Below are 14,242 nucleotides of genomic sequence, written 5' to 3'. Positions count from 1 at the left end.
CACCCGGCAATATCCTGTCAGATCATGGCCATGCCACCGTTGACATGGATGGTCTGGCCGGTGACGTAGGCTGCCTCGTTGGAGGCGAGATAGGCGACGGCCGACGCCACTTCAACACTCGTGCCCATGCGGCGCGTCGGGATCGCGGCCATTATCGCGTCTTTCTGCTTGTCGTTGAGCTTGTCGGTCATGGCCGATTCGATAAAGCCCGGGGCGACGCAGTTGACGGTGATGTTGCGGGTGGCGATCTCCTGCGCCAGCGACTTGGAAAAGCCGATCATGCCGGCCTTGGAGGCGCAATAATTGGTCTGGCCAGGATTGCCGGTGACGCCGACCACCGAGGTGATGTTGATGATGCGGCCATGGCGGCGGCGCATCATCGGATGGGTCAGCTCGCGGGTCAGCCGGAACACGGCGGTGAGGTTCACCTCCAGCACGCTGTCCCAATCCGCGTCCGCCATGCGCACGAACAGGCCGTCCTTGGTGATGCCGGCATTGTTGACCAGTATGTCGACGCCTTCGAGTTCGGCTTCGGCCTTCTGGCCAAGCGCCTTGACCTCGTCACGGTCGGCAAGATTGGCCGGGAACAGCTTTACCCGGTCGCCGAGTTCGCCGGCCAGGGTCTCCAGTTTCTCGACGCGGGTGCCGTGCAAGCCGACAATGGCGCCTTGCGCATGCAGCACCCGGGCAATCGCCTCGCCAATGCCGCCCGATGCGCCGGTGACGAGCGCCTTGCGGCCGGTCAGTTCGAACATTTTCGTCTCCTGATCTTAAGAGAACACCCTTCCCACGGGAGGGGTTGAATCGCCAGTGGATTATGCAAGCGCGGCCAGCGCCGCCTCGACATCGGCCGGCGTGCCGACGGCCGATGTGGCGATGTCGCGGCTGATCCGCCGCGCCAGGCCGGAAAGCACCTTGCCGGCGCCGATCTCAAACAGCGTGGCGACGCCATTGGCGCCGAACCACTCCACCGTTTCGCGCCAGCGCACGCGGCCGGTGATCTGCTCGACCAGGCGGCGCGCGATCTCGTCGGGGTCGCTGGTCGGGACTACAGTGACGTTGGAGACGACGGGCACCACCGGTGCATTCTTGGTCACCCCGGCCAGCGCCTCGCGCATGACATCGGCCGCCGGCGCCATCAGCGCCGAATGGAAGGGTGCGGAGACCTGCAGCATCAGCGCCCGCTTGGCGCCCTTTTCGGTGCACAGTTTCGCGGCGAGTTCCACCGCCGCCCTGGCGCCGGAGATCACCAGCTGGCCGCCGCCATTGTCGTTGGCGATCTGGCAGACCTGGCCGGATCCCGTTGCGGCCTCGGTGCAAGCGGCTTCGACGTCGGGCTGTTCCAGTCCGATGATCGCCGCCATGGCGCCCTCGCCGGCCGGCACCGCCGCCTGCATGGCGTTGCCGCGGATGCGCAGCAGCCGGGCAGCATCGGCGACCGAAACGAAACCGGCCGCGGCAAGGGCGGAATATTCGCCGAGCGAATGACCGGCAACGTAGGCAACCTTGTCCTTCAGCGAAAAGCCGCGCGCTTCCAGCGAGCGGATTCCCGCCAGCGAGACCGCCATCAGCGCCGGCTGGGCATTGGCAGTCAGGGTCAGCGCCTCTTCCGGGCCTTCCCAGATCAGTTTCGACAGCTCTTCGCCCAACGCATCATCGACTTCCTCGAACACCCTGCGTGCCTCGGGGAAGGCGTCGGCGAGGTCCTTGCCCATGCCGACAGCCTGGCTGCCCTGTCCCGGAAAGGTGAATGCGACGGCCATTTGGGCGCTCTCCAGCGGCTGATTTTTCCTGCCTGTGACGCAAGGCGGACCGTCAAGTCAAGCCCGAAGGCGGCATTTCGGCTCTCGCTTGAACCGGAGCTGACCTCGAGTCCCTGTTCCCAAAGGCTTTTTGCCGATCACACCTGATGAAAACCGCTCACGAATCGTTTGCTGGCTCTTCTTATTTTCGCCACAGGCGCTAGCTTTTGCATGACAGTTCTATGACAGAACGGTGGCGCGAGTGGAAATACGCGTTGCTTGGGCCGGGGGAAGAGACGTGGCTAGGATCAGGAAGGGCGCGGCCGTACCCGCGCCACAGTTCTTGGAAGACGATCCGTCCACCGGCTACCTGCCGGGGCGCAGATGGCCGGTCATCCGCTACGGTATGGTCACGCTGCTTGCCTCCGCCATCCTGGTGTTCGCCATCGAATGGATCGTGCGGGGCGACTTCTTCGGCACGGTCGACTTCTTCCTGCAGCCATTCAAGCCGGGCTGGACCACCATCATTGTCTTTGCATTGGTGCTGATGGGACTGGACGCCGTGCTTGGCCGCAGTCACCAGAGCCTGATGATCGTGGCGCCGCTGACGCTGGCGCTGGCCTTTGTCGGGCATCAGAAGTCGCATTATCTCGGCGATCCACTCTACCCAACCGATTTTCTTTATTCGCGCCAGATCATGGCACTGATGCCGCTCCTGGTGCGCGAACGGCCCTGGACGGCGCTCGCCATGGCGGTCGGCATCGTCGCCGGCCTGTCGCTGCTGATCTATGGCTGGCGGTTGTGGCGCCGCAAGGTTCCGATCCTCAGCCGCAAAGGGCGGCTGGCGCGGCTGACGCTGGCAGTGCCGCTGCTCGCCTTCTTCGTCTCGATCATGGACTACGCCACCTTCTCGTGGACCCGCGACCGGCTGCAGATCATCCCGATCATGTGGGACCAGAAGGAGAACTACGCCTCCAACGGGTTTGCGCTGGCCTTCGCGCTCAACGTGCCGATGGCGCATGTCTCGGCGCCGGCGGGCTATTCCGACAAGGCGATCGACGCGATCGACAGGCCTGATGTGACGGCCTCGGTACCGGATGAGAAACCCGACATCATCGTGGTGATGAGCGAATCTTTCTGGGATCCGACCAAGCTGCCCGGCGTCACAATCACGCCTGACCCGATCCCCAATGTGCGGGCGCTGCGTTCCGGCTATATGTTCTCGCCGGAATTCGGCGGCATGACCGCCAACATCGAATTCGAGGCGCTGACCGGCTTTTCCAATGCCTTCCTGCCGGCGGGCTCGATCCCCTATCAGCAATATGTGCGCACGCCGACGCCGTCGCTGGCGACCTTCCTGAAAAGCGAGGGATACCGGGCGCGCGCCATCCATCCGGGCACCAACTGGTTCTGGAACAGGGGCGCCGTCTATGCCGATTTCGGCTTCAACGATTTCCGCTCGGAAGAGACGCTGCCGCCACTGGAAAAGCGCGGGCCGCTGGCTTCCGATGCCTCGATGACCGACGAGATCATCGCAGAGGCCGACGCCAGCGAGCGGCCGGTGTTCTTCTTCGCCGTCAGCCTGCAGAACCACGGTCCCTACGAGCCGTACCGCTATTACAATCCGACCCACAAGGTCGCGGCACCGATCAGCACATGGGCGCGGGAATCGCTGCTCAGCTACGCCGAAGGCTCCGCCGATGCCGACCGTGGCCTCGAACGATTGATCGAATGGGCGAAGAAGCGCGAGCGGCCGACGGTCATCGCCTTCTTCGGCGACCATCTGCCGCCGCTCGGCCCCGTCTATGTCGAAACCGGTTACCTGAAGGACAATGTCGCGCCGCGCAAGGAACCGACGCCGGAGGCGGCACTGGAGCATCATCAGACGCCGCTGGTCATCTGGTCTAACCGCACCGGTCCGGCGCAGGATATGGGCGCGGTGAGCCCGGCCTTCCTGCCCTACCATATCCTTACCACGGCCGGGATCACGCACCCCTACTATACCGGCTTCTTAGGCGCGCTGCGCGAACGCTATCGCGTCGTGGATCGCAATCTGCTTCTGACACCGTCAGGTGAGGCCACGGCGGACTGGGCGCGGCAGAAGGACATCGATCCGGCGATCAACGATTTCCGCCTGCTGCAATACGATATGATGTTCGGCAAGCGTAAGGCGGCTCCGGAATTCTTCCCCGAAACGATCAACGGTCGTACCCCGCATACGAGTTGATGCCTGGTCTTTTCCAACCCTGCGACGCCAGGACGCTGCCCGGAGCATGCGTTACCCTTGCCTTCCAGCCAAATTGCTATATAGACGCCCGCAATCTGCCGGTCCTTGCTGGGGGCTGAACGGAGGGCCGGAGGTTTTACCCAAAACCTTCGTGTGAAGCCAGAAGCGCTTCCGCCTCCCGTGTCTCCGCTCTCGACCGTCTCGAAATGCTCCTTTCTTCCCCGCCCCTTCGGGATCAGCGGGTCAGAGAAGTTGCAGAGGCTTTTGCCGCGAGGATCCGGGAGAGAAACGAAGAAAGGCACTGAACCACTATGGCTCTATACGAACATGTGTTCCTTGCCCGGCAGGACCTCTCGCAGCAGCAGGTCGATGCGCTTGTCGAACAGTACAAGGGCGTCATCTCCGCAAATGGCGGGTCCGTCGGCCGGGTCGAGAACTGGGGACTGAAGTCCCTCACCTACCGGGTCAACAAGAACCGGAAGGCTTACTACACGCTTATGGACCTCAACTGCCCGCCGGCAGCGCTCAACGAGATGGAGCGCCAGATGGGCCTGTCCGAGGACGTGCTGCGTTTCCTGACCGTCAAGGTCGAGGCGCATGAGGAAGGCCCGTCGGCCATGATGCAGAAGCGCGAAGAGCGCTCGGAACGCGGCGGCTTCGGCGACCGCGACCGTGGTGATCGTGGTCCGCGCTCGTTCGGCGACCGTGATCGCGGCGACCGTGGCGATCGTCCGCCGCGCTCATTTGGCGACGCCGGTGGTGATCGTGGTCCGCGCCGTCCGCGCGAAGGCGTTGAAGGAGGTGCAGAATAATGGTCGACATCAATCAGATCCCGACCCGGCGCCCGTTCCATCGCCGCCGCAAGACCTGCCCGTTCTCCGGCGCCAACGCGCCCAAGATCGACTACAAGGACGTGCGTCTTCTGCAGCGCTACATTTCCGAGCGCGGCAAGATCGTGCCGTCGCGCATCACCGCCGTCAGCCAGAAGAAGCAGCGCGAACTCGCCAAGGCGATCAAGCGCGCCCGCTTCCTCGGCCTGCTGCCCTACGTGGTTCGCTAAGACTTTCGAGCGGGCGGTTCGCCGCCTGCTTCCTTCTCCCACGGCGACGGGCGCCGCAGGGGTAATTTGATGATGCATGTCGTTGTCCCAAAACCGGGACCACTCTTGGCGACGTGCATTGAAATCCCGAGTTGAGGTGAAAAGCCTCTAACTGCCGCGACAGGCAGGACAGCGACACCGGCGCCAAGGCGCTCAGAGCTTCCTGACCTGTTCCATTCAATTCGGCGCCGATCCCGCGGTCGGTGCCCAGACGAAGGAACAAGACCATGCAAGTGATTCTTCTCGAACGCGTTTCCCGCCTCGGCCAGATGGGCGATACCGTCAAGGTCAAGGACGGCTTTGCCCGCAACTTCCTCTTGCCGGAGGGCAAGGCGCTGCGCGCCAACGAAGCCAACAAGAAGAAGTTCGAAGGACAGCGCGCGCAGCTCGAAGCCCGCAACCTCGAGCGCAAGTCGGAAGCCAGCCAGGTTGCCGAAAAGCTCGACGGCAAGAGCTTCATCGCCGTACGTTCGGCCGGCGAGACAGGCCAGCTCTACGGTTCGGTGTCGACCCGCGACATCGCCGACCTGCTGACCGCCGAAGGGTTCTCGGTCAACCGCAACCAGATCCAGCTCAACCAGCCGATCAAGACTATCGGCGTCACCAATGTGGCGATTGCGCTGCATCCGGAAGTCGAGGTCACCATCAGCCTCAACATCGCCCGCACGGCCGACGAAGCCGAGCGCCAGGCCAAGGGCGAGACGCTGACCACCGCCGAAGCCATCTATGGCGATGACATCAACGACAACGCACGGCCGGAGAACTTCTTCGACCCGAACACCGAGTTCGAAGGCGGCGAAGAAGACAACGCCTGATCCCGTACGGGCCTGATCGGGAAGCGAGGGGAGCAGCGCTCCAATCACTTCCTCGTCATCCAGCCTTTCTGGACCAATGCCCGGGCCTCTCGCCCGGGCATTTTTGTGCCAAATGGAACTTTTCGAACCCCTATATATTGTTGCAGAATTGGTCCGCCAGTCTGACCGTGAGGGGACATTTGGTGATGAATATTCTGTTGAAGCGCGTTCTCGACCGCCTGGTACGTACGGGCAATCTGAAAGTCACCGGGCCGAAGGGCTCGACAGTGGTTTTCGGCGACGGCAGCGGCGAGCCGGTTCACATGCACATCAAGACCGCGCATGCCGAGCGCGCCATTACCTTCGATCCGATGCTGGCGGTGCCGGAAGCCTACATGGACGGCGAACTCGACATCATCGAGGGCGGCGTACTGGGTATGATGCGCATCGCCTTCCAGAACATGGGCAGCGGCGGTATCGACGCCACCTGGTCGAAGGCTATCGAGGGTCTGCGCCACGCCTTTCGCCGCCTGCAGCAGATCAACACCGCATCACGGGCGCGCCGCAACGTGCAGCGCCACTATGACTTGTCGGGTGACCTCTACCGGCTCTTCCTCGACGACGACATGCAGTATTCCTGCGCCTACTTCGAACAGCCGGACATGACGCTCGACGAGGCGCAGATGGCCAAGAAACGCCATATCGCCGCCAAGCTCAGGCTGAAGGCCGGCCAGACCGTGCTCGATATCGGCTCCGGCTGGGGTGGACTCGGCCTCTATCTCGCCAAGGCTTTCGATGTCGACGTGCAAGGCGTGACGCTGTCGACCGAGCAGCACGGCGTCGCCACCGACCGGGCGCATGCGCAAGGCTTGCAGGACCGCGTGCATTTCGACCTCAAGGACTACCGCGAGCTCAACGAACGCTTCGACCGCATCGTCTCGGTCGGCATGTTCGAGCATGTCGGCGTCAACCACTTCCGCACCTTCTTCGACAAGTCGGCGACGCTGTTGAAGCCCGACGGCGTCATGCTCTTGCACACGATCGGCCGCTCCGGCGTGCCGTGGGCGACCAGCGCCTTTATCCGCAAGTACATTTTTCCGGGCGGCTACATTCCCTCGCTGTCGGAGGTGATGCCGGCGATCGAGAAGTCGGGGCTTGTGGTCACTGACATCGAGATTCTGCGGCTGCACTATGCCGATACGCTGAAGCATTGGGGCCAGCGCTTTGCCGCCAACCGCGACAAGGCCAAGGCCATCTATGACGAGCGCTTCTGCAGGATGTGGGAGTTCTATCTGGCGGCTTCGGAAGCCGCCTTCCGCTGGCAGGATCTGGTGATCTTCCAGATCCAGATCGCCAAGAAGAACGACACGCTGCCAATGACGCGCGACTACATGGCAAAATGCGAAAAGGCGCTGGAAATGCGCGAGATGGGGCATCGCCAACAGACGGCGGCCGCCGAGCCTGCTGTCGCGAGGTCTGCTGCCGCCAAGTCCGTTGCTGTCAGGTCCGTTGCGGCCAAGCCAACGCGCCGTCGCAAGGTGGCAGATCGCGAATAACGCCTCGATTGCGATTGCCGCTTGCCATTGACGGCTCTGACACTGAAAAAGGTCTCGTTCTCGCGAGACCTTTTTTAATGACCTGCCTGCCCACCATCGCCACCACCCTTGTCGAGTTCGCCGGCGCCTCGGTGCTCGCGGCACGCGGAGCCTGAGCGTGGAACTCCCCGCCTCGCTGCGACAAGGCGTCGAGCGCCTGCTCGAAACGATACCGCTGGCGGTGCTGCGCCAGGCGGCGAAGACGCTGTCTGACCGCTACCGCGCCGAATTGCGCGACGGCCGCCTGCACATGGCCGAAGAGATGGCGGTAAAAGCCTATCTGGCGACGCGGCTGCCGGCGACCTACGCGGCGGTACGGGCCGGTCTCGACGAACTCGCCTATGCGCGGCCCGATTTCCAGCCAACGAGCTTGCTCGATGTCGGCGCCGGTCCTGGCACGGTGCTTTGGGCCACTACAGACCTGTGGCCCGACCTCGAAGAGGCGGTTCTGGTTGAAGCAAGCGCCGCGGTGCGCAAGGTTGGCCAGTCGCTCGCCCTTGATACCATCGCCACCAGGATGGACTGGCGCGCCGGCGACGTGACCATCGACCTTGCCGATCTCAAGCCTGCCGATCTGGTCACCTGCGCCTATGTGCTGGACGAGATCGCGCCGGCATCGCTGCCGAAGCTTGTCGGCCGGCTCTGGCAGTTGACCGGCGACACACTGCTGATCGTCGAGCCCGGCACACCGGCCGGCTGGCAGCGCATCCTGGCAGCGCGCAGGCAATTGCTGGAGGCCGGGGCGCATGTGCTGGCGCCTTGTCCGCATGAGGCGCCCTGCCCGCTTGAGCCCCCCGACTGGTGTCATTTTTCGCGCCGCGTCGCCCGCTCGCGCCTGCATCGCCTGGCCAAGGACGCCGACGTGCCGTGGGAGGACGAGAAATTCATCTACGTCGCGGCTTCGCGGCAACCCGCGCCTGCACGTCAGCCCCGCGTGATTGCGCCGCCGAAATCGGGCTCCGGCAAGGTGCTGCTCAAACTGTGCCAGCCGGATGGCGGCGCCGGCGAGACACTTTTCACCAAGCGCGAGGGCGAGTTGTTCAAGGCAGCGCGGCGACTGGACTGGGGCGATACATTGGACGGAAGAAGCGGATAATCACCAGATTGTTCTTGCTCTGTTCCAACGACTCGGATAAAAGTCAGCGCCTTTCTGAGTCAACCGGAATCGGGGCGCGGAAACACTCTTCTGTGGACGGTTTGCCGCCCCTGTGAACAACGGGCATCGAGGTTGATTGGTCGTGCGGTGATGCAGAAAGGTCAGCACCGATTTATCTCGTTCTGATATCGAGAAGCCGGGATCAAAATCGGGGACATCATGGCAGAGGCAGCGCGAAAATTCGGCGTGGCGGAGCAGCAACCGCTTTATCGTGAAGCGCCGAACAACATCGAGGCCGAGCAGGCGCTGCTCGGCGCCATCCTCGTCAACAACGATGCCTTCTACCGCGTCTCCGACTTCCTCAAGGCCGGCCATTTCTACGAGCCGCTGCACCGGAAAATCTTCGAGGTCGCGGCCGAGCTCATCCGTATGGGCAAGGTGGCGACGCCGATCACGCTGAAAACCTTCCTGCCGGCCGACGAGAAGGTCGGCGACATGACGGTGGCGCAATATGTGGTTCGTCTGGCGGTCGAAGCCGTCACCGTCGTCAATGCCACCGATTATGGCCGCGCCATCTACGATCTGGCCACGCGCCGGGCGCTGATCACCGTCGGCGAGGACATGGTCAACATCGCCTATGACGCGCCGGTCGACATGGCGCCGTCCGAACAGATCGAGGATGCCGAGCGGCGGCTGTTCGAACTGGCCGAAACCGGCCGTTACGACGGCGGCTTCGAGAGCTTCACCGACGCGGTCAAGACCGCCGTCGACATGGCCAACGCCGCCTATATGCGCGACGGCCATTTGTCGGGCCTCGCCACCGGCATGCGCGATCTCGACCGCCGCATGGGTGGCCTGCAGGCGTCGGATCTGATCATCATTGCCGGCCGTCCGGGCATGGGCAAGACATCGCTAGCCACCAACATCGCCTTCAACATCGCCGAGATGTATGAGCCGGCGCAGCAGGCCGACGGCTCGTTCAAGGCAGCCAATGGAGGCGTCGTCGGCTTCTTCTCGCTGGAAATGTCGTCCGAGCAACTCGCCACCCGCATCATTTCCGAACAGACGGAAATTTCGTCGTCAAAAATCCGCCGCGGCGAGATTTCAGAGATGGATTTCGAAAAGCTGGTCGCCTGCTCGCAGACCATGCAGAAGATCCCGCTGTTCATCGACCAGACCGGCGGTATCTCTATCGCGCAGCTGTCGGCGCGGGCGCGGCGGCTGAAGCGTCAGCGCGGCCTCGACCTCATCGTCATCGACTATATCCAGCTGATGCAGGGGTCGAGCGCGAAATCGTCGCAGAACCGGGTGCAGGAAATCACCGAGATCACCACCGGCCTCAAGGCGCTGGCCAAGGAACTCTCCGTTCCGATCATCGCGCTGTCGCAGCTGTCACGTCAGGTCGAAAGCCGCGAAGACAAACGCCCCCAGCTGTCCGATCTTCGCGAATCCGGCTCGATCGAGCAGGACGCCGACGTGGTGATGTTCGTCTACCGCGAGGAATATTATCTGAAGAACCGCGAACCGAAGCCCGGCACCGACGAATACATCAAGTGGGAACACGAGATGAACGAGATGCGCGGCAAGGCCGAAGTCATCGTCGCCAAGCAGCGCCACGGCCCGACAGGTTCGGTGAGCCTCGCCTTCCATGGCGAGTTCACACGGTTTTCCGACCTCGCCGAAGAGCATCATATTGCGGAGAGGTTCGAGTAGCTTTTTGGCCTACCGCAGCGCTCCGTCACACCCCCCTCTGGCCTGCCGGCCATCTCCCCCGCAAGGGGGGAGATCAGCAGCTTTGCGGATGGCGCTCATCTTGCGACGTTGGCGATTGGCGAAAGCAGCGACGATAGCCAATCTCCCCCCTTGCGGGGGAGATGTCCGGCAGGACAGAGAGGGGTGTGCAGGATCACCCTCCTTCGGTCATTTGCAGGCAGCATCACTCCATGGCTAAATCGCGCGTCCAGTTCATCTGCCAGAATTGCGGGTCGGTGCATCAGCGCTGGGCCGGTAAATGCGATGCCTGCGGCGAGTGGAACACACTCGTCGAGGAAGGCACGTCCGGCGGCATCGGCTCGGGACCGGCCAACACGCGAAATGCGCGCAAGGGCCGCGCCGTGGTGCTGACCAGCCTGTCCGGTGACATCGAGGATGCGCCGCGGATCATCTCCGGCATTGGCGAACTCGACCGCGCCACCGGCGGCGGTTTCGTGCGCGGCTCGGCGCTGCTGGTCGGCGGCGATCCCGGCATCGGCAAGTCGACGCTGCTTACCCAGGCCGCAGCAGCATTGGCGTCAAAAGGCCACCGCATCGTCTATGTCTCGGGCGAAGAGGCTGTCGCGCAGATCCGGCTGCGGGCGCAGCGGCTTGGCGTCGCCGACACGCCGGTCGAACTTGCCGCCGAGACCAATGTCGAGGATATCCTGGCAACAATAGCCGATGGCAGAAGGCCGGACCTCGTCATCCTCGATTCCATCCAGACGCTGTGGACCGACATGGCCGACTCGGCGCCCGGCACCGTCACCCAGGTGCGCGCCTCGGCGCAAGCGATGATCCGCTACGCCAAATCCACCGGTGCTGCCATCGTGCTGGTCGGCCATGTCACCAAGGAAGGCCAGATCGCCGGTCCGCGCGTCGTCGAGCACATGGTCGACGCCGTTCTCTATTTCGAAGGCGAAGGCGGCCATCACTACCGCATCCTGCGCACGGTGAAGAACCGTTTTGGGCCGACCGACGAGATCGGCGTCTTCGAGATGTCGGACAAGGGCTTGCGCGAGGTCGCCAATCCGTCGGAGCTGTTCCTCGGCGAACGCCACGCAAAATCGCCGGGTGCCGCGGTATTTGCCGGCATGGAAGGCACACGTCCGGTGCTGGTCGAGATCCAGGCGCTGGTGGCGCCGTCCACATTGGGCACGCCGCGCCGTGCCGTCGTCGGCTGGGACGGCGCACGGCTGTCGATGATCCTTGCCGTGCTCGAAGCCCATTGCGGCGTGCGCTTCGGCACCCACGATGTCTACCTCAACGTCGCCGGCGGCTACCGGATTTCCGAGCCGGCGGCCGATCTGGCGGTTGCCGCTGCACTGGTTTCGTCGCTCACCGGTCTTGCCCTTCCCGCCGATTGCGTCTATTTCGGCGAAATCAGCCTGTCGGGCGCAGTGAGGCCGGTTGCGCATGCGCAGCAGCGCCTTAAAGAGGCCGAAAAGCTGGGTTTTGGAAGTGCGGTTCTGCCCTTGGGCAGCGAGGAGGTTGTCGGGGGGATCGGGGCCGGCGCTTTCCAGCCGACCGAACTTGCCGATCTCGTCGCGCGGATAGCCGGCTCACGGCGCAGCCGTGTCGACGTGGAAGATTGACGCGGCTCGCCCGAGCCGTGAAAAGACAATCTGAGTGGGGCGAAAGACATGCCGATTACGCTGCTGGACGGAATTCTCGTCGGCTTCACCCTGGTCTCGGCGATGCTCGCCATGGTTCGCGGCCTGTCACGCGAAATCCTGTCCGTCGTGTCCTGGGCGGCTGCCGCCGCGGCGGCATTCTTCTTCTACAAGCCGGTGCTGCCTTACGTTCAGCCCTATGTCGAAAGCGACAAGATCGCCATGGCGGCATCCGCCGGCATCGTCTTCCTCATCGCGCTGATCGTCGTTTCCGTCATCACCATGAAGCTAGCCGACTGGATCATCGATTCCAGGATCGGCGCGCTCGACCGTACGCTGGGCTTCCTCTATGGAGCCGCGCGCGGCGTCCTCGTCGTCGCCGTGGCGCTGCTGTTCTTCAACTGGCTGGCCGGCGCCAAGGCGCCTGCCTGGATCGCCAACGCCAAGTCGAAGCCGCTGCTCGAGACCATCGGCGCCAAGCTGGAAAGCCTGCTGCCCGAAGATCCGGAAAACGCCATCCTGAAGAAGCTCAATCCGAATCAGCCGGCAGCCGAGACGCCTCCGGCGGCCGGTGCACCGGCGGCAGATGCTCCGGCAACCGGTGACGATACGCCGGCGCCCGACGACGAGACCGACGCTCCGGCCGATAACGCACCCGCTGCTCCGGCTCCGGCCCCAGCCGCGCCGGCAAACTGATACGGACGGATGGTGCCTGACAGGCGCCATCCCGGCAGTTCCGGCCTGACTATGGTGTGAACGGCGCACGACGTGCGTTGCTTTCGCGGTGCTATCGCACTATATGGCCATTTTAGCGGAGCTTGAGCCCCATGGCAGTTTCGAAGGCAGACGCGGACGACGTGCTTTCCGCCGAAGCAGACGATCATTTCCACGACGAATGCGGGGTGTTCGGCATTTTCGGCCGGCAGGACGCTGCGGCCATCGTAACGCTAGGCCTGCATGCGCTGCAGCATCGCGGCCAGGAAGCGGCCGGCATCGTCTCCTATGACGGCACGCAGTTCCATGTCGAACGCCATGTCGGCCTGATCGGCGACACCTTCACCAAGCAGCACGTCATCGACAGCCTGCAAGGCAACCGTGCCATCGGCCACACGCGCTATGCCACGACCGGCGGCGCCGGCATGCGCAACATCCAGCCCTTCTTCGCCGAACTCGCCGATGGCGGCTTTGCCGTCGCCCATAACGGCAATCTCACCAACGCCATGACCGTGCAGCGCGCGCTGCAGAAGCAGGGCGCGATCTTCTCGTCGACCTCCGACACCGAGACGCTGCTGCATCTCGTTGCCACCAGTAAGGAACGCGATTTGAATTCGCGCTTCATCGACGCCGTGCGTCAGGTCGAAGGCGCTTTCTCGCTGGTCGCGATGACCTCCAAGAAGATGATCGGCTGCCGCGATCCGCTCGGCATCCGCCCGCTGGTGCTCGGCGACCTCGACGGCGCCTGGATCCTGGCCTCCGAAACCTGCGCGCTCGACATTATCGGCGCCCGCTTCGTGCGCGACCTGAAGCCCGGCGAAATGGTCGTGGTGACCTCGAAGGGCATCGAGAGCCTGTTCCCCTTCGAGCCGCAGAAGACCCGCTTCTGCATCTTCGAATATGTCTATTTCGCCCGCCCGGACTCCTCGGTCGAAGGCCGCAATGTCTACGAAGTGCGCAAGCGTATCGGCGCCGAATTGGCGCAGGAAAGCCCGGTCGAGGCCGATATCGTCGTGCCGGTGCCGGATTCCGGCACGCCGGCGGCAATCGGCTTCTCCCAGGCGGCAGGCATCCCCTTCGAACTCGGTATCATCCGCAACCACTATGTCGGCCGAACCTTCATCCAGCCCGGCGATTCGATCCGCCATATGGGCGTCAAGCTCAAGCACAACGCCAACCGCCGGATGATCGAGGGCAAGCGCGTGGTGTTGGTCGACGATTCGATCGTGCGCGGCACCACCAGCCAGAAGATCGTGCAGATGGTGCGCGACGCCGGCGCCAAGGAAGTGCATATGCGCATCGCCTCGCCGCCGACCAGCGCGTCGTGCTTCTACGGCGTCGACACGCCGGAGAAGTCGAAGCTTTTGGCATCGCGCATGTCGATCGAGGAAATGGCCGAGTTCATCCGTGTCGATTCGCTCGGCTTCCTCACCATTGACGGGCTCTACCGCGCCGTCGGCGAAGCCAGCCGCGACAATGAGCAGCCGCAATTCTGCGACGCCTGTTTCACCGGCCAGTACCCGACCCGCCTGCTCGACTTCGAAGGCCACGACAATGTGCGCACGCTGTCGCTGCTGGCGAACAACGGGGCGTAAAGCCCAACTGCTATC

The 14,242-nt window shown here is 63.6% G+C and carries 12 protein-coding genes; 10 read left to right on the top strand and 2 right to left on the bottom strand.

Translation table 11 applies throughout. The features are described from left to right. Positions 1 to 17: 17 nt before the first annotated feature. Both fabG and fabD read right to left on the bottom strand, forming a co-directional pair. Positions 18 to 755: a 3-oxoacyl-[acyl-carrier-protein] reductase gene (gene fabG / locus NLY36_RS26785; RefSeq protein WP_023705359.1), complete on the bottom strand. Its 738-nt coding sequence runs from the start codon at positions 753 to 755 to the stop codon at positions 18 to 20. Between the two features lie 60 nt (positions 756 to 815). Continuing rightward, positions 816 to 1,763, bottom strand: coding sequence for an ACP S-malonyltransferase (gene fabD, locus NLY36_RS26780; RefSeq protein WP_023735487.1), 948 nt, complete (start codon positions 1,761 to 1,763; stop codon positions 816 to 818). A gap of 277 nt (positions 1,764 to 2,040) precedes the next feature. Here fabD and NLY36_RS26775 point away from each other — a divergent pair, with 277 nt between their 5' ends. From NLY36_RS26775 to purF, 10 genes are all read left to right on the top strand, one after another. Beyond that, entirely contained in the window at positions 2,041 to 3,969 is a 1,929-nt protein-coding gene (locus NLY36_RS26775; RefSeq protein ID WP_023735488.1) for an LTA synthase family protein, read from the top strand. A 311-nt stretch (positions 3,970 to 4,280) separates the two neighbouring features. Beyond that, positions 4,281 to 4,781 carry a 30S ribosomal protein S6 gene (rpsF, locus tag NLY36_RS26770; protein ID WP_023672722.1) on the top strand — a complete coding sequence of 167 codons (501 nt, stop codon included), beginning with the start codon at positions 4,281 to 4,283 and terminating at the stop codon, positions 4,779 to 4,781. Next, entirely contained in the window at positions 4,781 to 5,029 is a 249-nt protein-coding gene (gene rpsR, locus NLY36_RS26765) for a 30S ribosomal protein S18 (RefSeq protein ID WP_006203718.1), read from the top strand. Before rpsF ends, rpsR begins: the two co-directional genes overlap by 1 nt. Positions 5,030 to 5,295: 266 nt before the next feature. Beyond that, entirely contained in the window at positions 5,296 to 5,883 is a 588-nt protein-coding gene (gene rplI, locus NLY36_RS26760) for a 50S ribosomal protein L9 (protein ID WP_023735489.1), read from the top strand. A gap of 185 nt (positions 5,884 to 6,068) precedes the next feature. Further along, the gene (locus tag NLY36_RS26755) at positions 6,069 to 7,418 is read left to right on the top strand and encodes a cyclopropane fatty acid synthase (protein ID WP_023735490.1); all 1,350 of its coding nucleotides are present in this window, start codon (positions 6,069 to 6,071) and stop codon (positions 7,416 to 7,418) included. Positions 7,419 to 7,575: 157 nt separating this feature from the next. Then, on the top strand, positions 7,576 to 8,553 hold the full coding sequence (locus tag NLY36_RS26750) for a small ribosomal subunit Rsm22 family protein (RefSeq protein WP_023685683.1): 978 nt from the start codon (positions 7,576 to 7,578) through the stop codon (positions 8,551 to 8,553). A gap of 219 nt (positions 8,554 to 8,772) precedes the next feature. Continuing rightward, positions 8,773 to 10,266, top strand: a complete 1,494-nt coding sequence (locus tag NLY36_RS26745) for a replicative DNA helicase (protein WP_023672717.1) — start codon at positions 8,773 to 8,775, stop codon at positions 10,264 to 10,266. Between the two features lie 230 nt (positions 10,267 to 10,496). Next, positions 10,497 to 11,900, top strand: coding sequence for a DNA repair protein RadA (gene radA / locus NLY36_RS26740; RefSeq protein WP_023672716.1), 1,404 nt, complete (start codon positions 10,497 to 10,499; stop codon positions 11,898 to 11,900). Positions 11,901 to 11,948: 48 nt separating this feature from the next. Further along, entirely contained in the window at positions 11,949 to 12,614 is a 666-nt protein-coding gene (locus NLY36_RS26735; protein ID WP_023735491.1) for a CvpA family protein, read from the top strand. Between the two features lie 131 nt (positions 12,615 to 12,745). Beyond that, positions 12,746 to 14,227: an amidophosphoribosyltransferase gene (gene purF / locus NLY36_RS26730; protein ID WP_023672714.1), complete on the top strand. Its 1,482-nt coding sequence runs from the start codon at positions 12,746 to 12,748 to the stop codon at positions 14,225 to 14,227. The last annotated feature ends 15 nt before the right edge of the window (positions 14,228 to 14,242 follow it).

The sequence above is a fragment of the Mesorhizobium sp. C399B genome (assembly GCF_030323185.1).
Taxonomy (GTDB): domain Bacteria; phylum Pseudomonadota; class Alphaproteobacteria; order Rhizobiales; family Rhizobiaceae; genus Mesorhizobium.
This window is presented reverse-complemented; position numbering and strand designations above follow the sequence as displayed.